19 protein-coding genes are annotated in these 22,033 nt (G+C 70.6%); 8 read left to right on the top strand and 11 right to left on the bottom strand.

Features of this window, described 5'->3' with window-relative positions:
- Positions 1-11 precede the first annotated feature (11 nt).
- Together nrdR and ACFXI3_RS21625 are read right to left on the bottom strand one after the other, a co-directional pair.
- Positions 12-503 (bottom strand): transcriptional regulator NrdR, encoded by a 492-nt coding sequence (gene nrdR / locus ACFXI3_RS21630; RefSeq protein WP_037809784.1) that lies wholly within the window; start codon positions 501-503, stop codon positions 12-14.
- Between the two features lie 310 nt (positions 504-813).
- Positions 814-2,169: a LysM peptidoglycan-binding domain-containing protein gene (locus tag ACFXI3_RS21625; RefSeq protein WP_378401607.1), complete on the bottom strand. Its 1,356-nt coding sequence runs from the start codon at positions 2,167-2,169 to the stop codon at positions 814-816.
- 454 nt (positions 2,170-2,623) lie between these two features.
- Between ACFXI3_RS21625 and lexA the strand changes: the two genes are divergently transcribed.
- Positions 2,624-3,283: a transcriptional repressor LexA gene (gene lexA / locus ACFXI3_RS21620; RefSeq protein WP_037810096.1), complete on the top strand. Its 660-nt coding sequence runs from the start codon at positions 2,624-2,626 to the stop codon at positions 3,281-3,283.
- Between the two features lie 342 nt (positions 3,284-3,625).
- On the opposite strand, the gene ACFXI3_RS21615 is transcribed toward lexA, so the two are convergent.
- The 3 genes from ACFXI3_RS21615 to ACFXI3_RS21605 form a co-directional block, all read right to left on the bottom strand.
- Complete coding sequence (locus ACFXI3_RS21615; protein WP_378401695.1) at positions 3,626-4,606, bottom strand: hypothetical protein; 981 nt, start codon at positions 4,604-4,606, stop codon at positions 3,626-3,628.
- Positions 4,607-4,692: 86 nt separating this feature from the next.
- Positions 4,693-6,138 (bottom strand): GTPase HflX, encoded by a 1,446-nt coding sequence (gene hflX, locus ACFXI3_RS21610; RefSeq protein ID WP_344267952.1) that lies wholly within the window; start codon positions 6,136-6,138, stop codon positions 4,693-4,695.
- A gap of 43 nt (positions 6,139-6,181) precedes the next feature.
- Complete coding sequence (locus tag ACFXI3_RS21605; protein WP_378401605.1) at positions 6,182-6,688, bottom strand: ArsR/SmtB family transcription factor; 507 nt, start codon at positions 6,686-6,688, stop codon at positions 6,182-6,184.
- A 58-nt stretch (positions 6,689-6,746) separates the two neighbouring features.
- Between ACFXI3_RS21605 and ACFXI3_RS21600 the strand changes: the two genes are divergently transcribed.
- Entirely contained in the window at positions 6,747-8,000 is a 1,254-nt protein-coding gene (locus ACFXI3_RS21600) for an MFS transporter (protein ID WP_378401603.1), read from the top strand.
- Positions 8,001-8,009: 9 nt separating this feature from the next.
- Positions 8,010-10,508 (top strand): valine--tRNA ligase, encoded by a 2,499-nt coding sequence (gene valS / locus ACFXI3_RS21595; protein WP_378401601.1) that lies wholly within the window; start codon positions 8,010-8,012, stop codon positions 10,506-10,508.
- On the opposite strand, the gene dapF is transcribed toward valS, so the two are convergent.
- Together dapF and miaA are read right to left on the bottom strand one after the other, a co-directional pair.
- Complete coding sequence (dapF, locus tag ACFXI3_RS21590; RefSeq protein ID WP_344267960.1) at positions 10,509-11,336, bottom strand: diaminopimelate epimerase; 828 nt, start codon at positions 11,334-11,336, stop codon at positions 10,509-10,511.
- A 9-nt stretch (positions 11,337-11,345) separates the two neighbouring features.
- Positions 11,346-12,266 (bottom strand): tRNA (adenosine(37)-N6)-dimethylallyltransferase MiaA, encoded by a 921-nt coding sequence (gene miaA, locus ACFXI3_RS21585; RefSeq protein WP_378401599.1) that lies wholly within the window; start codon positions 12,264-12,266, stop codon positions 11,346-11,348.
- Positions 12,267-12,491: 225 nt separating this feature from the next.
- Between miaA and ACFXI3_RS21580 the strand changes: the two genes are divergently transcribed.
- Positions 12,492-13,805, top strand: coding sequence for a DUF349 domain-containing protein (locus ACFXI3_RS21580; protein ID WP_344267962.1), 1,314 nt, complete (start codon positions 12,492-12,494; stop codon positions 13,803-13,805).
- A 126-nt stretch (positions 13,806-13,931) separates the two neighbouring features.
- Here ACFXI3_RS21580 and ACFXI3_RS21575 read toward each other — a convergent pair whose 3' ends face one another.
- Together ACFXI3_RS21575 and miaB are read right to left on the bottom strand one after the other, a co-directional pair.
- Entirely contained in the window at positions 13,932-14,408 is a 477-nt protein-coding gene (locus ACFXI3_RS21575; RefSeq protein ID WP_378401597.1) for a hypothetical protein, read from the bottom strand.
- Positions 14,405-15,886, bottom strand: coding sequence for a tRNA (N6-isopentenyl adenosine(37)-C2)-methylthiotransferase MiaB (gene miaB / locus ACFXI3_RS21570; RefSeq protein ID WP_344267966.1), 1,482 nt, complete (start codon positions 15,884-15,886; stop codon positions 14,405-14,407). Before miaB ends, ACFXI3_RS21575 begins: the two co-directional genes overlap by 4 nt.
- Before the next feature lie 245 nt (positions 15,887-16,131).
- Here miaB and ACFXI3_RS21565 point away from each other — a divergent pair, with 245 nt between their 5' ends.
- On the top strand, positions 16,132-16,842 hold the full coding sequence (locus tag ACFXI3_RS21565; RefSeq protein ID WP_378401595.1) for a heparin lyase I family protein: 711 nt from the start codon (positions 16,132-16,134) through the stop codon (positions 16,840-16,842).
- Between the two features lie 19 nt (positions 16,843-16,861).
- Positions 16,862-17,779, top strand: coding sequence for a TAXI family TRAP transporter solute-binding subunit (locus ACFXI3_RS21560; RefSeq protein ID WP_378401593.1), 918 nt, complete (start codon positions 16,862-16,864; stop codon positions 17,777-17,779).
- On the opposite strand, the gene ACFXI3_RS21555 is transcribed toward ACFXI3_RS21560, so the two are convergent.
- A complete protein-coding gene (locus ACFXI3_RS21555; protein WP_378401591.1) occupies positions 17,776-19,173 on the bottom strand; it encodes an ATP-binding protein in 1,398 nt (465 codons plus the stop codon). The two genes, ACFXI3_RS21560 and ACFXI3_RS21555, sit on opposite strands and share 4 nt — an antisense overlap.
- A 3-nt stretch (positions 19,174-19,176) precedes the next feature.
- Positions 19,177-19,845 carry a response regulator transcription factor gene (locus ACFXI3_RS21550; RefSeq protein WP_344267975.1) on the bottom strand — a complete coding sequence of 223 codons (669 nt, stop codon included), beginning with the start codon at positions 19,843-19,845 and terminating at the stop codon, positions 19,177-19,179.
- A gap of 280 nt (positions 19,846-20,125) precedes the next feature.
- Between ACFXI3_RS21550 and ACFXI3_RS21545 the strand changes: the two genes are divergently transcribed.
- Positions 20,126-20,854 (top strand): amino acid ABC transporter ATP-binding protein, encoded by a 729-nt coding sequence (locus tag ACFXI3_RS21545; protein WP_344268550.1) that lies wholly within the window; start codon positions 20,126-20,128, stop codon positions 20,852-20,854.
- A gap of 130 nt (positions 20,855-20,984) precedes the next feature.
- Positions 20,985-21,890 carry a glutamate ABC transporter substrate-binding protein gene (locus ACFXI3_RS21540; protein WP_378401588.1) on the top strand — a complete coding sequence of 302 codons (906 nt, stop codon included), beginning with the start codon at positions 20,985-20,987 and terminating at the stop codon, positions 21,888-21,890.
- Positions 21,891-22,033 lie beyond the last annotated feature (143 nt).

Below are 22,033 nucleotides of genomic sequence, written 5' to 3'. Positions count from 1 at the left end.
CCGGTGACGGCTCAGTCGTCGCCGGCGCGCTCGCCTTCCTGGTCCTCCGCAGTTCCCGCCATGGCTTTCCGCAGGTCGGAGATCTCCTTCTCGAAGTCCTCGACCGAGGAGAAGGAGCGGTAGACGCTGGCGAACCGGAGATACGCGACGCCGTCCAGTTCCCGCAGCGGGCCGAGGATGGCGAGGCCGACCTCGTGGCTGGGGATCTCGGCCAAGCCGGCGGAACGGATCGACTCCTCCACGCGCTGCGCGAGCTTCTGCAGCGCGTCGTCGTCGACCGGACGGCCCTGGCAGGCCCTCCGCACGCCGTTGACCACCTTGTCCCGGCTGAACTGCTCGGTGGCGCCGGACCGTTTGACCACGGCCAGCACCATCGTCTCCGACGTGGTGAAACGCCGGCCGCATTCGGCGCACGAACGCCGCCGCCGGATCGCCTGTCCCTCGTCCACCTCTCGGGAGTCGACGACCCGAGAGTCCGCATGCCGGCAGAACGGGCACCTCATCCGCCGATCACCTTCCCCTCCGCGCCGGTCGATTCCTGTCCCAACCGGCCCCTGCCGCCACGCTACGGCCTGGACCGCGGTCACCGCGCGCGACCCCGCGCCTGGTGATCGACTTGTGGACATCCGGTGGGCAACTGCCGGCCGGCTGTGGACAACTGCCGCCAGTCTACCCCTACCTGTGGACCAACTACAGCGGTGTAACTACTAGATATAGGGGTAGACCATAGATCGCCTCCGGGACGGGCGCAAGAAACCCGAGAGGGTGAAAGACCGGTCGCGCAAGATGCGACCGGGTGGTTTCCGACAGTCATCATCCGGCAGAACCCGGTCCTTCGCCCGATTCCCCCGCCGAACCGCCGCCGGACCAGGCGACCGGCACGGTGAGCGGCATGCCGGGCAGCAGCGCGGTGTCGTCGAGGTTGTTGAGCTCCTTGATGCGTTCGACGACCGCGCTCTGGTCGGCGTTCGGCGCGAACCGGGCGGCGAGCGCGCCGAGCGAATCGCCGGGCTGCACGGAAACGGACGCGGTCCGCGACGGCACCGGGCCGCCGGACACTCCCGAGCCGAAAACGCCGAGCCCGGTGACGATCAGGCAGGCCGCGAAGGCGATCGCGAACAGCCACGGCCACCGCACCGACGGCCTGGTCGCGGTCTGGCAGGCCACGCCGCCGCGCCGTCCGGCGACGACCCGCGCCCGGGACGGCGGCCGCAACGGCTCGCCGCGCCGCTCGCGCGCGGTGCGGCCCGGGTTGGCCGGGACAGCGGCGGGAACGTGCCGGATCGCGGTGCGGCCGCGAGCCTCCCGGGGCTGACGGGCAGGGGCTTCTTCGGTTTCGACGGCCGACGGGGCCGACGTCTGGAATCCGGCTCGCTCGCCGGACCGGACCGCGGCGGCGGAGCGCGGCTCGGCAATCGCGGCAGCCCGCGCGCCTCGTCCGGCCGAGGGCGAGAAACCGGCGGATTCCCTTGCGGACCGCGCACCGATCTCGCCCGCCGCGCGAGCATCCCGCCCCGCCGACCTCGACCCGGCTGACGACACGAACTCAGCGGACTCCCCCGCCGACCGCGCACCAATCTCGCCCGCCGCGCGAGCACCCCGCCCCACCGACCTCGACCCGGCCGACGACACGAACTCAGCCGACTCCCCCGCCGACCGCGCACCGACCCGCCCGGCAACGCGACCGGACGCACCGCCCGGCACCGACTGCCCGGAGTCAGGCAACTCGCCGCCGGCGAGCCCGGCCTCTGCCGCCGCCCGCCAGGCGCGCCGCCGTCCGGGCTCGCCGCGCGACCCTCCTCGAGATTCCCCACCCCGGCCCCGCCGCGAGTCGCCGCGACCTGCCTCGCCGCGCGAACTCTCGCCGGACCGATCCGAAGCAGGGCCGCGCCGGGCGCCTGTCCGGCCGCGAAGCTCCACCACCTCGCCGGAACCGGCCGACGGGCCCGGATCAGCGCCCGATTCGGCTTCGATCGCCTCCGGAACACCATCCTTTCGGGTGGCGTCGACGCTCTCCGCACGCCGCCGCGAACGGCGCGCCGGACCGCCGGACCCGGGCGACCTCCGGGCCGGGATCGCCCCTTCCGACGCACCGCCGCCCTCGACGGGGCGGTCGGCGGGGACGGGCCGAAGCGGGCGGACGAGCCCGCGATCTGCCAGGATCGACATGACGGAACCTCCTCGTGACCTGCGGATCCGTCCGGTCCGGGCCGTACACCTGCGCCGCAGCGGTCCAGATCGAACAGGCGTTCTATCGAACGTCCGTGCGAAGGTCTACCACCCCGCACCGACAAAATCGAGAGGACACGGCGTGTCGATCGAACAGATGTTTGAAATCGTCGCGCGCGGTGGCTAACGTCGGTGACCAGGACATCTGCCGGACCGGCTCCGGCGGGTGCCGCCGGACGGGCGTTCGCGGAAAACGCGGATCCCGGACCGGCGCACGCGGACACGCGCGGGACGCCGACACGGCGGCCGCGGGACGGCTGGAGGCGACGCAGCGTTGGAGAAGGACACGGTGAAGGGCACCGCGGCGAAGGGGGCCAAGACGGCCTCGCGGGGCAAGGCGTCCGCACAATCCGCGCGCGAATCCGGTCACGACAGCACGGGGAAGGTGAGCGCCATGCCGGAGGTGTACGACGTGGACGAGACGCTGACCGTCCGCCAGCAGCAAGTGCTCGACGTCATCCGCACGTGGGTGAGCCGGTTCGGCTACCCGCCGAGCGTGCGCGAGATCGGCGAGGCGGTGGGGCTGACGTCCACGTCGTCGGTGTCGCACCAGCTGCGCGCGCTGCAGCGCAAGGGCTACCTGCGCCGCGACGCCAACCGGCCGCGCGCGGTGGGCGTGCTCGCGTCCACGGACGACAACCCGATGGGCATCGACATGGACCAGCAGCCGTCCGTGCCGAAGGCGGCGTACGTGCCGCTGGTCGGTCGGATCGCGGCGGGCGGCCCGGTGCTCGCCGAGCAGGCCGTCGAGGACGTTTTCCCGCTGCCGCGCGAGATCGTCGGCGAGGGCGAACTGTTCCTGCTGAGCGTCACCGGCGATTCGATGGTCGACGCGGCCATCACCGACGGCGACTGGGTCGTCGTCCGGCAGCAGCCCGCCGCGGAGAACGGGGACATCGTCGCCGCGATGATCGACGGCGAGGCCACGGTGAAGACGTTCAAGCGCAAGGACGGACACGTGTGGCTGATGCCGCACAACGAGGCGTACGAGCCCATTCCCGGCGACGACGCGTCGATCCTGGGCAAGGTGGTGGCGGTTCTGCGCCGTCTCTGAACCGTGGTTCGCTCCCCTCCCCTGAGGCCGCGGCCCGGGGTGAGGGGGCGAGCGACCCGAGGTGGGGGCTTCGCCGACGGCTGTGGGGTTGTTGCGTCGGGGCAGGCGCGGCGTAAGGCCGGAAGCGGTGCCATGTCAGGAGCCGCGCCGAGTCAGTGGCAGCGGCCCGTCAGGAACGGCACCGCGCCAGCGACAAAGCCACGCCGGGAACGGCATCGCGCCACTGGCAGCGCCACGCCAGAAACAAGGAGCACCGCGCCACGGACAGCGGCAGGTCCGGAACCCTGCGGTGGCAGGAGCGACGGCGCGGCAGGAACTCACGCACCCGGAGCGAGCAACAGGTCAAGCGCGGCGGCGTTTCCGCCCCAGCAGAAACCACGCCGCGAGAACGACGACCGCGGCGATGCCCGCAGCAGGAATGAGCGGGAAGCCCCCGGCCTCTTCCTCGGCTGGTTGCGGAGTGGCGGCGCCGCCAGGTTTAGGCGCGGACGCGTTCGGGGCGACCAAGGCCGTCGCGTTTTTGATCGCCCGCACTGGTTCGCCGACGCCTTCGCTTCCGGACAGCAGAGTGCCGTCCGGTTCGAAAGCGATGGCTTCGCCCTGTTTTTCGTTCGGCAGCGGAATGCGCACGGGTTCTCGCTGCAATGCTGCCGCGACGTCGCCGTCCGGGGCTGCGTACACATACGCGTCCGTGTAGGTCCGCAGGGCGATGACTTTGCCGTCCGCGCTGGTCGCGCCTCCGGTGATCAGCGCCGAGCCGAACGAGCCGACCGGACCTCCGGGAGTGTCGGTGCTGCGGACTCGCAGGGTGCCGACCTGCTCCAGTTTCGTCGGGCCGGGAGTCGCCAGCGGGGCCGAAGGCTTGTAGACCTTGGAAGTGCCCAGCAGGTCCTTGGTCACCAGGAACGGCGTGCCGGACTGGTCCAGGACAAGGGCTTCGGTGTCGTGCGGGCCGTCCGGATAGGTCAGGCGATGCACGACCGCCGCGCCGCCGGACGGTTTCAGCTCCAGCAGGGCGACCGTTTCGCGTTTCGCGCGGTTGTCGCCGGTGTCCGAGAGCCACAGCGTGCCGTCTTTGCCTCGGGCGAGGTCTTCGACGTCGTACGGGTCCGTCGGGTCGCTCAGGACGTCCTTGACCTGGCATTTCCGGTCCAGGACGAAGACCTGCACTTTGGTGCCGCCGTCGTTGATGGCGTACCAATGCTCGCCGTCGGAAACCAGGCCGGACAGTTCGTTGAGGCGCTTGTCCGTGACCTGGCACAGCGTCTCCGGCGAAGGAGAAGGATCAGGAGCCGCCGCGGCCGGGACCGCGCCCGCGAGCATCAGGACAGCCGTCAGTGCCAGGACGACCCGCACCAGTTCACCTCCGTAGTGCACGACCCGCTCGGGCCGTGCACTACGGAAGACGTTCAGAGCGCCGAGGCGTTGGTCTCGAACGCCCGCAACGCCGCGGCGAGGTCCGGGCGGACCCGCACCTGCAGGCGCGTGCCGTCGGCGACGTGCTCCTCTTCCAGCACCTCGCCCTCCGCGTGCGCCCGGGACACGAGCTCGCCCCGCGCATACGGGACCAGCACGTCGATCACCGTTTCCGCGCGCGGCAGCCGCTCGGCCAGCACCTCGGCCAGGTCGGCCACGCCCGAACCGGTGCGCGCCGAGATCTGCACCGAACCGGCCAGCGCGTGCCGCAGCCGGGCCAGGGTGACCGCGTCGGCCGCGTCGGCCTTGTTGATCACCAGCAGTTCCGGCGGGAGCGGCTCCTTGCGGCTGCGGGTGATCTCGGCGAGCACCTCGCGCACCGCGTTGACCTGGTCCTCCGGTGCCGGGTCGGAGCCGTCCACGACGTGCAGCAGCAGGTCGGCGTCGGCCGCCTCCTCCAGCGTCGAGCGGAACGCGTCCACCAGCTGGTGCGGCAGGTGCCGCACGAACCCGACGGTGTCGGTGAGGGTGAACGTGCGCCCGTCGGCCGTCTGCGCCCGGCGCGTGGTCGGGTCGAGGGTGGCGAACAGCGCGTCCTCCACCAGCACCCCGGCCCCGGTCAGGGCGTTGAGCAGGCTCGACTTGCCGGCGTTGGTGTAGCCGACGATCGCCACGCTCGGCACCTCGTTGGCCACGCGCTTGCCGCGCTTGGTCTCGCGGATGGTGTCCATCGCGGCGATCTCCCGGCGCAGCTTCGCCACGCGCTTGCTGATCCGCCGCCGGTCCGTCTCCAGCTTCGTTTCACCAGGTCCGCGCAGGCCCACGCCGCCGTTCGCGCCGCCCGCGCGGCCACCGGCCTGCCGGGACAGCGCCGAACCCCACCCGCGAAGCCGCGGGACGAGGTACTGCAGCTGGGCCAGCTCGACCTGCGCCTTGCCCTCCTTGGACCGGGCGTGCTGGGCGAAGATGTCGAGGATCAGGGCGGTCCGGTCGATCACCTTGACCTTGACCTTCTCCTCCAGCTGGCGCAGCTGGCCGGGCGAAAGCTCGCCGTCGCAGATCACCGTGTCGGCGCCGGTCGCCACGACGATGTCGCGGAGCTCGCGCACCTTGCCGGAGCCGACGTACGTCGCCGGGTCGGGCTTCTGCCGCCGCTGGACGATGCCTTCGAGCACTTCCGAGCCCGCCGTCTCGGCCAGTCGCGCCAGTTCGGCCAGCGACGCCTCGGACTGCTGGGCGGTGCCTTCAGTCCACACGCCGACCAGCACAACGCGCTCCAGCCGAAGCTGCCGGTACTCGACCTCGGTGATGTCCTCGAGCTCGGTGGACAGGCCCGCGACCCGGCGCAGTGACGCGCGGTCCTCGAGCTCCATCTCCCCGACCGAGGGGTCGTAGGGGTCGTTGTCGTCGTAAAAGTCTTCGTGTGTCTGTTCTGTCATCGTGCCTCCATGGTCCCACGTTTCGGCGCGGGAACCGAACGGATTACCTGCTGGGATAAACCGAGACGTACACGGCGGTGCGTTCCGAGCCCGGATCGCGGGGCCTGGCCTTGAATTCTTCGAGCAGCCCGTCGAGCCGCCGCTTGAACTCCGCGACGTCCCGCGCGCCCACCTGGACCACGAGCCGGGTCGTCTCCGTCTCCGCCAGGTCGGCCTCCGCCATTTCGGCCAGATAGGCCTCGAACATCGCCTCGTTGACCACGACGGGGTCCGCGTCGCTGTGGTCCAGCTGCCAGGAAAGCCCGGTGGACAGGTACGGGATCTCCTTCGCCCCGCGCGCGCCGCGCCGCGGCTCCTGCGCGACGAGAAAACCGGTGTCGACCAGGCGCCGCACGTGGTGCAGCGTGGTCGCCGGGTCGCGGCCGAGCCGCTCCGCCAGTTCCTTGTTCGTCATCGCTTCAAAGGTGGTCAACCGGATGATGCGCAGCCGTATTCCGGACGCGAGCGCGGCTGCCTCGGCTTCGGTGGAGGGACGTCGGTTGAGCGGCATCCGAGCAGCTTAAACAAAGTGATTGACTCTTTCCAATCACTCCGCGACACTCGATCGAGTGCGTCGAGACTCGTTGTTCTTCCACGCCGACTTCCGCAGGCTGTGGGCCGGGGACACGGCGAGCCAGCTGGGGATGTTCGTCGGCCTCACCGCCATCCCGCTGCTCGCCGCGGTCACGCTGGCCGCCACCCCGTTCGAGATGGGCCTGCTGACCATGGCCGAAACGCTCGGCTTCCTGGTTCTCGGCCTGCCCGCGGGCGTGTGGGTGGACCGGATGCGCAAACGGCCGCTCATGCTCGCCGCCGACCTGATCCGCGGGATCCTGCTGCTCAGCATCCCGTTCGCGTGGTGGGCCGGCGTGCTCACCATGGCGCAGGTGCTGGTGGTCGTGCTGCTCGTCGGGTTCGCGACGGTGTTCTTCGACGTCTCCTACCAGGCGTATCTGCCCGCGCTGGTCGGCCGCGAAAAGCTGCTGGAAGGCAACGCGAAACTGCAGGGCGTGCAGTCGTCCGCGCAGATCGCCGGGCCGAGCCTCGCCGGCGTGCTCGTGCAATTCGTCGGCGCCGCGAGCACGGTCCTGGTCACCGGGATCGGCTACCTCACGTCCGCGCTGTGCCTGTGGCGCATCCGCACTGTCGAAACCCGCCCGGAACGCGGCGAACACGACCGCCTGGTGCCGCAGATGCTCGAAGGCCTGCGGTTCGTCGTCGCCGACCGGCCGCTGCGCGCGATCGTCGCCTGCACCGCCACGTCGAACTTCTTCGGCGGAGTGGTGCAGGCCGTCCAGGTGCTGTTCCTGACCCGCACGGCCGGGCTGAAACCGGCCGAGGTCGGCGGACTGCTCGCGGTGAGCGGCATCGGCGGCATCGCGGCCGCGCTCTGCGCCGGGCCGATCATCCGGAAGATCGGCCAGGCCCGGTCGATCTGGCTGGTCCCGGCGCTGTTCTGGCCGGGCGAGGTGCTGGTCCTGGCCGCCGCGCCGGACTGGCGGATCGCGCTCGCCGGGCTGGGGATGGCGTCGTTCGGCTTCGGCGTGATCCTCTACAACATCGCGCAGGTCTCCTACCGCCAGGCGATCACGCCGGACCGGCTGCTCGGCCGGATGAACGCGAGCGTCCGGTTCGTCGTCTGGGGAGCGCTGCCGCTCGGCGGGCTGCTGGGCGGCGGGCTCGGCGAATGGCTCGGGCTCACCGGCGCGCTGTGGATCGGGACCGCCGGGCCGGTCGCGGGCGCGCTCTGGGTGATCTGCTCGCCGCTGCGGCGCATGCGGGACCTGCCGACGGGCGGGGAAATGGCTGTACCCGCCCCGTAAAGTGCGGGCATGAACGAGAAGATCCCGCACAAAGTCGGCGTCGACGGCCTTGCCGCCAAATGGGTACCGGTGTGGGAACGCGAAGGCGTATACCGGTTCGACCGCACGCGCCCGGACGTCTACTCGATCGACACGCCGCCGCTGACCGCGAGCGGTTCGCTGCACATCGGGCACGTCTTCTCCTACACCCACACCGACGTTCTCGCGCGCTACCAACGGATGCGCGGCCGTTCGGTCTTCTACCCGGTCGGGTGGGACGACAACGGCCTGCCCACCGAACGCCGCGTGCAGAACCATTTCGGCGTGCGCTGCGAGCCGTCGCTGCCTTACGACCCGTCGTTCTCCCCGCCGGAAAAGCCCGGCAAGAACGCGATTCCGGTGTCGCGGCGCAATTTCGTGGAGCTGTGTCTCCAACTGACCGAAACCGACGAGAAGGTGTTCGAGGAGGTCTGGCGAAGCATCGGGCTTTCGGTGGACTGGACGCTGGCCTACCAGACGATCGACCCGGCGACCACGGAGATCTCGCAGCGCGCGTTCCTGCGCAACCTCGCGCGCGGCGAGGCGTACCAATCCGAAGCCCCGACGCTGTGGGACGTCACCTTCCGCACCGCTGTCGCCCAGGCGGAACTGGAAGACCGCGAACGGCCGGGCGCGTATCACGATCTCGTGTTCACCGCGGATACCGGCGAGGTGCTGATCTCGACGACGCGGCCCGAGCTGCTGCCCGCGTGCGTCGCGCTCGTCGCGCATCCGGATGACGAGCGGTACCAAGGCCTTCTCGGGAAAACCGTGCGCACGCCGGTGTTCGGTGTCGAGGTGCCGGTGCACGCGCACCATCTCGCGGATCCGGAAAAGGGCACCGGCATCGCGATGGTGTGCACCTTCGGCGACACCACGGACGTCACCTGGTGGCGCGCGCTGCAGCTCGAAACGCGTCCGGTGCTGGGCCGCGACGGCCGGTTCCGCGCCGAGCCGCCGCACGGCGTTCCAGCCGACAAATACGAGCCCCTGGCGGGCAAGACTGTCCACACTGGACGCCAGATCGTCGTGGACCTCCTGAGTGAAGCGGGCGCGCTGCGCGGCGAGCCGAGGCCGATCACGCATCCGGTGAAGTTCTACGAAAAGGGCGACAAGCCACTGGAAATCGTCACCAGCCGCCAGTGGTATCTCCGCAACGGCGGCCGCGACGACGCTCTGCGCGCGAAGCTTCTGGAGCGCGGCGAGGAGCTGAACTGGGTCCCGCCGCACATGGAGGTCCGCTACCGCAGCTGGGTCGAGGGCCTGACCAGCGACTGGCTGGTCAGCCGCCAGCGGTTCTTCGGCGTGCCGATCCCGGTCTGGTACCCGCTGGACGCCGACGGCGAGCCGGACCACGACGCGGTGCTCACCCCCGACGACACGAGCCTGCCGGTGGACCCGAGCACCGACGTCCCGCCGGGCTACACCGAGGAGCAGCGCGGCGTGCCGGGCGGGTTCGTCGCGGAGACGGACGTGATGGACACCTGGGCGACGTCGTCGCTGACGCCGCAGATCGCCGGCCGCTGGAGCCTCGACGACGACCTGTTCCGCCGCGTGTTCCCGTTCTCGCTGCGGCCGCAAGCGCACGAGATCATCCGCACCTGGCTGTTCTCCACCGCGGTGCGCGCCGAGCTGGAGGAAGGCGTGCTGCCGTGGCGGGACGCGGTGATCTCCGGCTGGGTGCTGGACCCGGACCGCAAGAAGATGTCGAAGTCGGTCGGCAACGTCGTCACCCCGGCTGATCTGCTGGAACGGCACGGTTCCGACGCGGTGCGCTACTGGGCGGCGAGCGCTCGCCCGGGTGTGGACACGGCGGTCGACGAAGGCCAGATGAAGGTCGGGCGGCGGCTGGCGACGAAGCTGTTGAACGTGAGCAAGTTCGTGCTCGGCCTCGGGACGCCTGCGGCCGAGTCGGTCGCGACGGAGCCGCTGGACCGGTCCGTGCTCGCCGCGCTGGCGAAGGTGATCGAGGAAGCGACAGCCGCTTTCGAGGCGCTCGACCAGGCGCGTGCGTTGCAGGTGACGGAGACGTTCTTCTGGACGTTCTGCGACGACTACGTGGAGCTGGTGAAGGGCCGCGCGTACGGCGACCTCGGCGCGGCGGCAGCGGAATCGGCACAGGTGGCGTTGCGGACCGTGCTGTCGGCGTTGGTGCGGATGTTCGCGCCGGTGCTGCCGTTCTCCGCCGAGGAGATCTGGTCGTGGTGGCAGGAAGGTTCGGTGCACCAAGCGTCCTGGCCGACCGCGCCTGACGTCGACGGCGACGTCGCCTTGCTGCCGCTCGCCGGTTCCGTGATCGCAGCCGTGCGCCGGGCCAAGACCGACGCAAAGGTGTCGATGCGGACCGCCGTCGAGACGCTGTCGGTCACCGCGCCGGCGGACGTGCTCGAAGGCTTCGCCGGAATCGCCGAGGACGTGCGGATCGCCGGCGCGGTGAACACCGTGACCACCCGGGAAGGCGAGCTCTCGGTGGCGGTGACGATCAGCTGATCAAGCGCCCGCGGCGAGCCACCAGGCTTCGTCCAGCTCGCCGCGGGCCACGATCTCGGCCGGTCCGGTCAGCGTGGACTCGCCGCGCCCGATCGTGACCGACACCTGCCCGCCCGGGATGTCCACTGTGGACTCGCCGGTGTCTTTGCCCGCGAGGTGCAGCGAGGCGGCCACCGCGGCGACGGTGCCGGTGCCGCAGGCGCGGGTTTCCCCCACGCCGCGCTCGTGCACGCGCATCCGCAGCGCGCCCTCGCCGAGCACGTTGACGAACTCCAGGTTGACCCCGGCCGGGAAGACGTCGTGGTCGAAATCGGGCTGGTCCCGCAGGTCGAGGCCGGCGATGTCGGTGTCGGTGACCGACACCAGGTGCGGGTTGCCGACGTTCACCGCGACCCCGGAGAACGGCTGCCCGGCCACCACGGTGACCGACGTGCCGGTGATCGCCGCCGGGCCCATCTGGACCGTGACCGAACGGTCCGGGTGCACGACGACCGGCCGGTCGCCCGCGCGGGTGCCGATGACGAACTCGCCGCCCTCGGCCAGCCCGGCGTCGACCAGGTAGCGCGCGAAAACGCGGGTGCCGTTGCCGCACATCTCGGCGATCGAGCCGTCGGCGTTGCGGTAGTCCATGAACCACTCGCCGGCCGACTCTTCGCCGATCGCCTTCGCGCGCACGACACGCAGCACGCCGTCCGCGCCGATGCCCCGCTGCCGATCGCACAGCGCCGCCACTCGCTCCGCGGTGAGGTCGAGGCGGCCGGCCGCGTCAGGCAGCAGCACAAAGTCGTTCTGCGTGCCGTGGCCCTTGAGGAATTCGATGCCGCCCATGTCTCCAGGCTACTGGTCGAGCACGGCGAGGACCCGCGCGGCCAGGTCCGCCGATCCGCCGTCGAACCACTGGATCCGCTTGTCCCGCCGGAACCACGAACGCTGCCGCCGCACGAACCGGCGAGTGGCCTGCGCAGTCGCCGCCGCGGCTGCCGCGAAGTCGCTTTCGCCGTCCAGTTCGGCCAGCACCTGCTGGTAGCCGAGCGCTCGCGAAGCGGTCTTCCCGTCCCGCAAACCACGGCCGAGCAACGCGCGCACCTCGTCCACGAGACCGCCCTCGAACATCCGCTCCACCCGCAGGTCGACGCGCTCGTCCAGTTCGGCGACCTCGCGATCGACCCCGATCAGCACGGTGTCCCAGCGCGCCGGGCCCGGCTTCGGCAGATTCGCGGAGAACGGCTCGCCGGTGATCTCGATGACCTCCAGCGCGCGCACGATGCGGCGGGTGTTCGTCGGCAGGATCGCCGCCGCGGCGACCGGGTCGCGCTCCCCCAGCCGGGTGTAGAGCGCGGCGGTGCCGAATTCGACGGCCTCCTCGTCGAGCCGCGCGCGCACCGCGGGGTCGGTGCCGGGGAAACGGAGGTCGTCCAGGACCGCTTGCACGTACAGTCCCGAGCCGCCGGTCAGCACCGGAACCCGGCCCGTTCCGAGAATCCGCTCGATCGTGCTGCGAGCGTCACGCTGATAGGCGGCGACCGACGCGGTCTCGGTCACGTCGAGTACGTCCAGCAGGTGGTGCGGGACCCCTCGCCGCTCGTCCATGGTCGCTTTGGCGGTGCCGATGTCCATGCCCCGGTAGAGCTGGAGCGCGTCGGCGTTCACCACCTCGCCGTCCAGGGCCAGCGCCAGCTCGACGGCCAGCGCCGTCTTCCCGGTGGCGGTGGGGCCGACGACGGCCACCGGACGGGGCCGTTGAGCAGGGCTGATCACGCCGGGAAACGCTACCCGGCCGGGGCGGGACGCGGGCACGGAGCGTCAAGGAGAAGTAGGATCAACGCTTTCAGGCGGCTCATCCAGTACCACGGCGCGCGCTGAGCTGCTTGAATGCCGCTGGGGCCCCATGCCCCCGGCAGAGCACGACAACAGCGTAACCCGGCCCCGCTCACGCGGCGGGGCGCCCGCAGCCGCGGGCGTACAGGCGATAAGGAGCCTGCGATGGCCCAGGAGAACACGTCCCCCGGCACCCCGGCACCGCACCCGGTGCCGCACGCGCACGGCGCCGGCCATGCCGCGCCTCCGGTGCCGCCCGCCGAGCCCGCCCCCGCCACCTGGGGCCGGGTCGACGGGGAAGGCACCGTTTACGTCTTCACCGCCGACGGCGAACGCGAGGTCGGGGTCTGGCAGGCCGGTACGCCCGAGGAAGGCCTGCTGCACTACGCACGCCGCTTCGACGACGTGCGCACCGAGGTCGAACTGCTCGAAACGCGGCTGAACTCCGGGGCGGGAGACCCGAAGCACGCGCTCTCGAGCGCCACCCAGATCCGCGACGGGCTCGGCGAGGCGGCCGTGGTCGGCGACCTCAAGGCGCTCGCCGCGCGGCTCGAGTTCGTGATCGGGCTGGCCGAGAAGGCCCTGGTCAACGTCAAGCACGAGCGCGAGGAAGCCCGGGCCGCGGCGGTCGCGCGCAAGCAGACGCTGGCCGACGAGGCGGAGAAGATCGCCGCCGATTCCACGCAGTGGAAGGCCGCGGGCGACCGGCTGCGCGCGATCCTCGACGAGTGGAAGACGGTCAAGGGCGTCGACCGCAAGACCGACGACGAGCTGTGGAAGCGGTTCTCGAAGGCGCGCGAGGCGTTCAACCGCCGCCGCGGCTCGCACTTCGCCGAACTGGACAAGCAGCGGGCGAGCGCGAAGCAGCGCAAGGAAGAGCTGATCGCCGAGGCCGAGTCGATCGCCGATTCGGACGACTGGGGCGCCACCGCGGGCCGGTACAAGGACCTGATGGCCGAGTGGAAGGCCGCCGGGCGCGCGCCGAAGGACAGCGACGAAGCGCTGTGGCAGCGGTTCCGCGCGGCGCAGGACGCGTTCTTCGCCCGCCGTTCGGCGGTGTTCTCCGAGCGCGACGCGGAGTTCGCCGGCAACGCCCAGCGCAAGGAAGAACTGCTGGTCGAGGCCGAGAAGATCGACGTGGCGGCCAACCTCGAAGCGGCCAAGTCGGCGCTGCGCCGGATCCAGGAGCAGTGGGACGAGATCGGCAAGGTCCCCCGCGAACGCATCCGCGAGCTGGACGGTCGGCTCAAGGCGGTGCAGGACGCGGTGAAGTCGGCCGAGGACAGCCGCTGGCGCCGCACGGACCCGGAGGCGCAGGCGCGTGCCGCGCAGTTCCGGGAGCGGGTCGAGCAGTTCGAATCGCAGGCCGCGAAGGCCAGGGCCGCCGGGGACGAGCGGCGGGCGAAGAAGGCCGACGAGCAGGCCGCCCAGTGGCGGGAATGGATGGAGGCCGCGGAAGCCGCGGTCGCCGATCGCTGATCTGAATGCGAAAGGGCCGGTACCGCTGGGTACCGGCCCTTTCGCTGCCAGCCAAAGTCCGTGAGGGGAACCCTGAGGGACTCAGAGTCCGTGAGGGTTCCCCTCACGGACCTTTGCCGAAAGCGCTCAGGTGCGCGAGAAAGCGGTCCGCATCCAGAGCGTCGCCAGGATGATCGTCGCGATCCACGCCACGATCATCCCGATTCCCGGACCGTCGCCGGCCGCTCCGCTGGCGTGCGCGGACTGCTGCGACCAGATCGCCAGCAGGCCGTCGACCGAGGCGAACCAGCCGCCCGCGGCGCAGCACCACGCGACCCACCATCGGCGCGACACCAGCGCGACCGCGCCGATGAACACGCCGACGCCGGTGGACGTGACGGCAAACAGCTGCGGCACCCCGCCCGCCTCGCCGGCCAGCGTCTCCCAGCCCGCGCGGCCCTGTGCCCAAGGCAGGATCTGGGCCACCAGCAGCACGAACATCAGCACCGAGATGGTGAAGCCGCGCCTGCCCAGCTCGACCGTCCGCGACGCGCGGCGGCCCGCGTCGTCGATCTCGTCGCTCAGCCGCTGATCGACCTCGGCCGGCGTTCCCGGTTCGCTCATCCCGCACACCCACTCACCGGGGCAGGCTGCGCCGCCGGGGCTCCGAAGCCCGGCAGTCCCAGGGTGACCCCGCTCGTCTTGGGCCGAAGACCGGCTTCGGCGTTGTCGCCCGCCCGCGTGCGGCGATGCGTCAGAAGGTCGCCGTCGGCGACCAGGTGGTGCGGCGCTCCGTAGCTGATCACCGTCTCCACGACGTCGCCCGGCCGGACCGAACGGTCGACGGCCGAACCGGAGGGCGTGAAGTGCACCAGCCGGCCGTCGCGGGCGCGCCCGCTCATCCGGTGCGTCTCGGCGTCCTTGCGGCCCTCGCCCGCGGCGACCAGCAGCTCGACCCGGCGGCCGACCAGCTTGCGGTTCTCTTCCCAGGAGATCTCGTTCTGCAGTTCGACCAGCCGGTCGTAGCGCTCCTGCACGACCTCCTTCGGCAGCTGCTCCGCCATCTCGGCGGCGGGCGTGCCGGGGCGCTTCGAGTACTGGAAGGTGAACGCGCTGGAGAACCGCGCGGCGCGCACGACGTCGAGCGTCGCCTGGAAGTCTTCCTCGGTCTCGCCGGGGAAGCCGACGATGATGTCGGTGGTGATGGCGGCGTCCGGCATCTTGGCGCGCACCTCGTCGAGGATGTTCAGGAACCGCGTCGACCGGTAGGAGCGGCGCATCTCGCGCAGCACCCGGTCCGAACCGGACTGCAGCGGCATGTGCAGCTGGTGGCAGACGTTCGGCGTCTCGGCCATCGCGTCGATGACGTCAGAGGTGAACGCGGCCGGATGCGGCGAGGTGAACCGCACGCGCTCCAGCCCGTCGATCCCGCCGGTGGCGCGCAGCAGCTTGCCGAACGCGAGCCGGTCGCCGAACTCGACGCCGTAGGAGTTCACGTTCTGGCCCAGCAGGGTCACCTCGAGCACGCCCTCGGCGACCAGCGCCTCGACCTCGGCGAGGATCTCGCCGGGACGCCGGTCGCGCTCCTTGCCGCGCAGCGACGGCACGATGCAGAACGTGCAGGTGTTGTTGCAGCCGACCGAAACCGACACCCAGCTCGCGTAGGACGATTCGCGGCGCGCGGGCAGCGTGGACGGGAACGTCTCGAGCGATTCGAGGATTTCGACCTCGGCCTCGGCGTTGTGCCGCGCGCGCTCCAGCAGCGTCGGCAGCGAACCGATGTTGTGCGTCCCGAAGACGACGTCGACCCACGGCGCGCGCTTGACGATGTCGCCGCGGTCCTTCTGCGCGAGACAGCCGCCGACGGCGATCTGCATGTCCGGATTGGCGACCTTGTCCGGGCGGAGGTGCCCGAGGGTGCCGTAGAGCTTGTTGTCCGCGTTCTCCCGCACGGCGCAGGTGTTGAACACGACCAGATCCGGCTTCGACGGCCCCGCGGCGGGGACGTAGCCGGCTTCCTCGAGCTGCCCGGCGAGCCGTTCGGAGTCGTGCACGTTCATCTGGCAGCCGAACGTGCGGATCTGGTACGTTTTCGCGTTCATCGCACTCCAGCCTAAACCCCGGAGCCCGCGCCGGACCCGGCACCCGCCTCCCGGACGTTATGCGGCCTGGCTCACCAGGCATTCCGCTAATCGGGAAATGTGCCGTTGACCGGGAACGGAAATGCACCGAACCGGCCACCGCCGAACAATACCGCCGGAATTTCTCCTATTGTTTTCCGCGCGCTCCCGAAGATAAGATCATCGCCATTGTTTCCGAATCGGACCGCCGCCGCTCTGGAGGAAAAGTGCGCAAGGTTTTCGCCTGCTCCGCGGCTGCTGCCGCGAGCGCCCTCGCCGTCGCGGCATTGGCGGCCGCCCCGGTCACCGCGGCCCCGGCTCCCCGCTCGGTCACCTGGTCCGCCGACCCGGCCGACGGGGCCAAGGCGTTCAACTCAATCCAGTGCGCCGACGGCCACTTCAAGACCGCGGACTCCGCGAAGGGCAAAGTGTTCGTCGCCGAGCAGCTCGCGAAGGAGGAACGCTGCGAGGCGGTCGGCCCGGATCTCGAAGCGGGCAAGACCTTCTACCTCGGCTGGTCGTCGAAGTACCGCATCACGGACGCCACCAGCCGCTACGTGTTCCAGCTGAAATGCAGCCCGAGCACCGGCACCGCGAACCATCCGATCGTCCTCAAGATCTCCGGCGGCAAGCTCCAGCTGGAGGAATGGACCGTCGACCACACGAGCGTCAAGCTCTGGGAAGCGCCGGTCTCGAACGACCAGTGGCACGACATCGCCTTCCGGATTTCGACCGACCGCACCAAGGGCACCATCCAGTTCTGGTTCGACGGCAAGCAGCAGACGTTCTCCGACGGGTCGACCACTTACACCGGCACCACGATCGACGGGGACCGCAACTATCTGAAGTGGGGCGTCTACCACGAGGCCGACCAAACGGCGACGCAATGGTTCAGCAAGATCCGGATGGGCACGAGCCTGACCGACGTCACCGGCTGACCTCTGGCACCATCGCCCCATGCGATGGAGGCTGACGCTGGCGCTGGCAGTGCTCACGGTGCTGCTGAGCGGGTGCGGGCCGAGCTTCGCGAACCTGCACCTGCGCGTCGCGGCCGGGTCGGTGGGCGGCGTCTACCACGACCTCGCCGGGCCGCTGGCGTCGTCGTGGGCGGGCGAACTCGGCATCGAGACGCCCGAGGTGCTCGCCACCCAGGGGTCGCGCGACAACCTCAACCGAGTGCTTTCCGGGGGCGCGGACGTCGCGTTCGTCGCCGCGGACCTGGCCGCGGACGCGGCGGCCGCGCACCCCGGCAAGCTCGCCGCGCTGGCCCGCATCCACGACGACTACCTGCACATCGTCGTCCGCAAGGATTCGCCCTACACCTCGGTGTCGATGCTGCGCGGCCGCCACATCGCGGTGGGCTCGCCGGAGTCGGGCGTGGAGTACATCGCCGACCGGGTGCTGGGGGTCGCCGGGCTGAAAGGCGCGGTCGCGGTCGACCAGCTGAGCCTGGACGATTCGCTCGCCGCGCTGGCCGACCGCAAAATCGACGCGATGTTCTGGTCCGGCGGGCTGCCGACGCCGCTCATCACCGAGTACAACCGCAAGATCGGCCTGCGGCTGCTCGACATGTCCTCGCTGATGCCGGGCATGCAGCGGTTCAGCCCGGTGTACGGCACCGCGACCATCCCCGGCAGCACCTACGACCAGGGCGGGCCGGTCACGACGCTGGTGGTGCCGAACTTCCTGGTCGTGCCCACCTCGATGTCCGCCGACGTCGCCGAAGCGCTCACGAAGGGCCTGTACGACGCCCGCCCGGCGCTCGCGGCGGTCAACCGGGCGGCGCTGTCGATCGACGTGCACCCGGGGATCGAGACGGGGCCGCTGCCGCTGCATCACGGGGCGTTGGCGTATTACCGCGCGGAGAAGGTCTAGCCCGCGACCGGAAAGTCCATCGCGATCCGCAACCCGCCGCCCTCGGGCAGGGACAACTGGATCTCGCCGTCGGAATGCCGGACGATCTCGGTCACGATCGCCAGCCCGAGCCCCGACCCCGGCACGTTCTGATGCGCCGTGCTCCGCCAGAACCGGTCGGCAGCCCGCTCCAGCTCGTCCTCTCGCAGGCCAGGACCGTGGTCGCGGACCGAAACCGTCACCCGGTCCTGCGCGACGCTCGCGGCCACCTCCACCGAGGTGCCGGAAGGGCTGAACTTGAGCGCGTTGTCCAGCAAAGCGTCGAGCACGACCTCCAGCCCGCGCGGCGGCACGAGCACCCGCGCGCCGTTGACGTCCACCGCACTCTCCAGCGCGACCTCGCGAGCCGCGCCGACCACTGACCAGTCCGCGACCCGGTCGGCGATCACCTCGGCGAGGTCTTCGGAAACCAGCTCGCCGCCCGCCGATTCGGCACGGGCCATCGACAGCAACTCGTCGAGGATCTGGTTCAGCCGCTTGGCGTCCACCTGCGCCGCTTCGAGGTCGGCGGCCGCGGTTTCGTCGGTCACCTGACCGTCGAGATTGCCCAGCCGGATCTTCAGCGCCGTCAACGGATTGCGCAGCTGATGCGAAGCGTCGGCGACGAACGCGCGTTGTGCGGCCAGCGCCTCCGACACGCTCGCCGCCATCCGATCGAACGACCGGCCCAGCTGCCGCAGCTCCGGCGGGCCGCCGCTCTCCCCCACCGGCTCCGCCTCCCGGCCGCTGACCACGGACGCGACCAGCGCGCCCGTCGCCTCGTCCAGCCGCCGGACCGGGCGCAGCGTCCAGCGCACCACCGGCAGCGCGACGAGCAGCGCGAGCCCGAACGCGACCAGCGCGCACGCGGCCAGCAGCAACCACTGCCACAGCAACTGGGTGCGAACGTGATCGGTCGCGGACTCCGTCACGACCGCGCCGCGCACCTCGCCGTCGATGAGGATCGGCTCGGCCAGCACCAGCGGTTTGCTCGCCCACGGCATCAGCAACGGCCCGGCTTCGGGCGGGCGGGCGGCGAGCGCCTCGTTCACCGGCACCCGGATCGCGGCCCGGTCGACGCGCCGCGCGTCGGTGCCGCCGGGCGAGCTCAGCACCGGGTCGCCGTCCTGGTTCACGACGACCACTTTCACGCCGTACACCTCGGTGTAGCGGCGCAGTTCGGGTTCCAGCCGGCCGAGCTGGTTGTCGAGCAGCGGGCGCTGGGCCAGCGACGCGAACCGCGAGGTGTCGGTGAGCCGGTCGAGGAACAGCTTCTGCTGGAGGCTGCTCGCGATGCTCAGCGCGAGCGGGATGCCGAGCCCGAACACGAGCAGCGCGACGAGCGTGACGACGATGCCCTGCAGCCGGACGCGCACCGGTCAGTCCCGTCCGCTGCCCAGCCGGTAGCCGACGCCGCGCACCGTTTCGATCAGCGCCGGACGGCCGAGTTTCGTGCGCAGGGTGGCGACGTGCACGTCCAGCGACCGGCTCTCGGCCGCGCCGCGATGTCCCCACACCTCGTTCAGCACCTGCTCGCGCGAACACACCGCGCCGCCCGCCGCCGCGACCAGCGCGAGCACCTGGAACTCCTTGCGGGACAACGCGATCGGCTCGCCGTCGACCAGCACCTCGTGCCGGGAGAGGTCGATCCGGACGTCGCCGACCTCGACCACCGGCACCGTCGGCGCGGTCTTTTCGGTGCGCCGCCTGCGCACCGCTTCGACACGCGCGAGCAGTTCCTCCACGTCGTACGGCTTGACCAGGTAGTCGTCGGCGCCGGCGCGCAGGCCGTGCACCCGGTCGTTCACCTCGCCGCGCGCGGACACCACGATCACCGCGACGTCGCTCACCGCCCGGATCTGGCGACAGAGCACCACGCCGTCTACGTCGGGAAGGCCCAGGTCGAGAAGGATCACGTCGACGTCGTGGACCCGGTCGAGCACTCCGGCGCCGGACGGCAGCCGCTGCATGGTGAGGCCCCGGCGGACCAGCGCGGGAACGAGCGCGCCCGCGACCCGGTCGTCGTCTTCCACCAGCAGCACGCGCACGCTTCAGCCTCCCCGGTGATCCCGACCACGGTATCCGGACTTTAGGGCGCCACGCCCCGCGGACACGGTGCGTGGCGGCCGCCACAGTCCCGACTAGGCTGAAAGCCGCCACGACGGCCGCATCCGATACGTAGTTGAAACCCTAAGTATTGCTCAAGCCGTCTTTACAAGAGATGTCCCGGTAGTAGGTTTCCGCAAGCGTTGCGGAACCCCGGTTCCGCGGACGCCGACGACCAACGGAGCTCTGGAGGCCACGATGACCACCGAGGTGGCGACGCCGATGATCAAGGCGGCCGCCGTGAACAAGTACTTCGGCGAGCTGCACGTGCTGCGCGAGATCACCCTCGAGGTGCCGCGCGGCCAGGTCGTCGTCGTGCTCGGGCCCTCCGGGTCGGGCAAGTCGACGCTGTGCCGCGCGATCAACCGGCTCGAGCCGATCAACTCCGGCGAGATCGCCGTCGACGGCGTGCCGCTGCCCGCCGAGGGCAAGGCGCTCGCCGCGCTGCGCGCCGACGTCGGCATGGTCTTCCAGCAGTTCAACCTCTTCGCGCACAAGACGATCCTCGAGAACGTCATGCTCGCGCCGGTCAAGGTGCGCAAGACGGCGCAGGCCGAGGCGCGCAAGACCGCGATGGAACTGCTCGAGCGCGTCGGCATCGCGAACCAGGCCGACAAGTACCCGGCCCAGCTGTCCGGCGGCCAGCAGCAGCGCGTGGCGATCGCCCGCGCGCTCGCGATGAAGCCCAAGGTGATGCTGTTCGACGAGCCGACCTCGGCGCTGGACCCGGAAATGGTCCAGGAGGTGCTGGACGTGATGACCGGGCTGGCGAAGGACGGCATGACCATGCTCGTGGTCACGCACGAGATGGGCTTCGCCCGGCGCGCCGCCGACCGCGTCCTGTTCATGGCCGACGGCGAGATCGTCGAGGACACGACGCCGGAGGAGTTCTTCACCAAGCCGAAGTCCGACCGCGCGAAGGACTTCCTCGGCAAGATCCTGACCCACTGACCCGTTCGGGGGAATCCCCCGGCGCCCCGCGGCCGAGGTGGCTGTAATCGGCCGTGTCCAGCGGTGCCGCCCCGACCGGCACCGACGTTCCCGGACAGATGTTTCCCGGACAGATATTGGAGAGACTGACATGAGGATCCGCACCCTCGCGGCCGCTCTGCTCGCCGGCGGGCTGCTGCTCACGGCCTGCGGCAAGGAAGGCACCCCGGCCGGTTCCGGCGGCGACGCCAACACCAACGCCGCGGCCCTGCCGACCTACGAAGTGGCGAAGGACGTCAAACTCGACGGCTCGCCGGTGTTCACGAAGATCAAGTCCGCGGGCACGATCACCATCGGCGTCAAGGACGACCAGCCCGAGCTGGGCCAGAAGGACCCGAAGACCGGCAAGTTCCAGGGCTTCGACATCGAGATCGCCCGGATGGTCGCGGCGGGCCTCGGCTTCAGCGAGGACAAGATCAAGTACACGACGGTCGACTCCGCCGCCCGCGAACAGGCCATCTCCAACGGCCAGGTCGACCTCTACGTCGGCACCTACACCATCAGCGACAAGCGCAAGAAGCTCGTGTCGTTCGGCGGCCCGTACTTCCAGGCCGGGCAGGACCTGCTGGTGCGCAAGGACGACACCTCGATCACCGGCCCGGAGACGCTGAAGGGCAAGAAGGTCTGCTCGGTCACCGGGTCGACCCCGATCCAGCGCGTGCGCGAGCAGAAGCTGACCGACCAGATCGTCGAGTTCCAGAAGTACTCGCAGTGCGTGGAGAAGCTGCAGACGAAGGACGTCGACGCGGTCACCACCGACGACGCGATCCTCAAGGGCTACGCGGCGCAGGACCCGGACAGCTTCAAGGTCGTCGGCAAGCCGTTCTCGAGGGAGCCCTACGGCATCGGCCTGAACAAGGACGACAAGGTGCTGCGCGACAAGATCGACGACCTGCTGCAGGCCGCCGAGACCAACGGCACCTGGAAGAAGATCTACGACGCGACCCTCGGCAAGTCCGGCGCGCCCGCGACGCCGCCGGCCATCGAGCGGTACTGACCTGATCCGGCGGGGGGGGGGGGGGGGGTTGGGCCCCCCCCCCCCCCCCCCCCCCCAAACGCCCACCCCGCCGGGGGCGGGGGCCAGAGCCGGCAGGACCAGAAAAAAAAACGAGAGAGGAGCGGAGTACGAGGAAACCAAAG

The sequence above is a fragment of the Amycolatopsis sp. NPDC059235 genome, assembly GCF_042754125.1.
GTDB lineage: Bacteria > Actinomycetota > Actinomycetes > Mycobacteriales > Pseudonocardiaceae > Amycolatopsis > Amycolatopsis albidoflava.
Note: the sequence above shows the minus strand (reverse complement) of the source record. Positions and strands in the feature narration are given on the sequence as shown.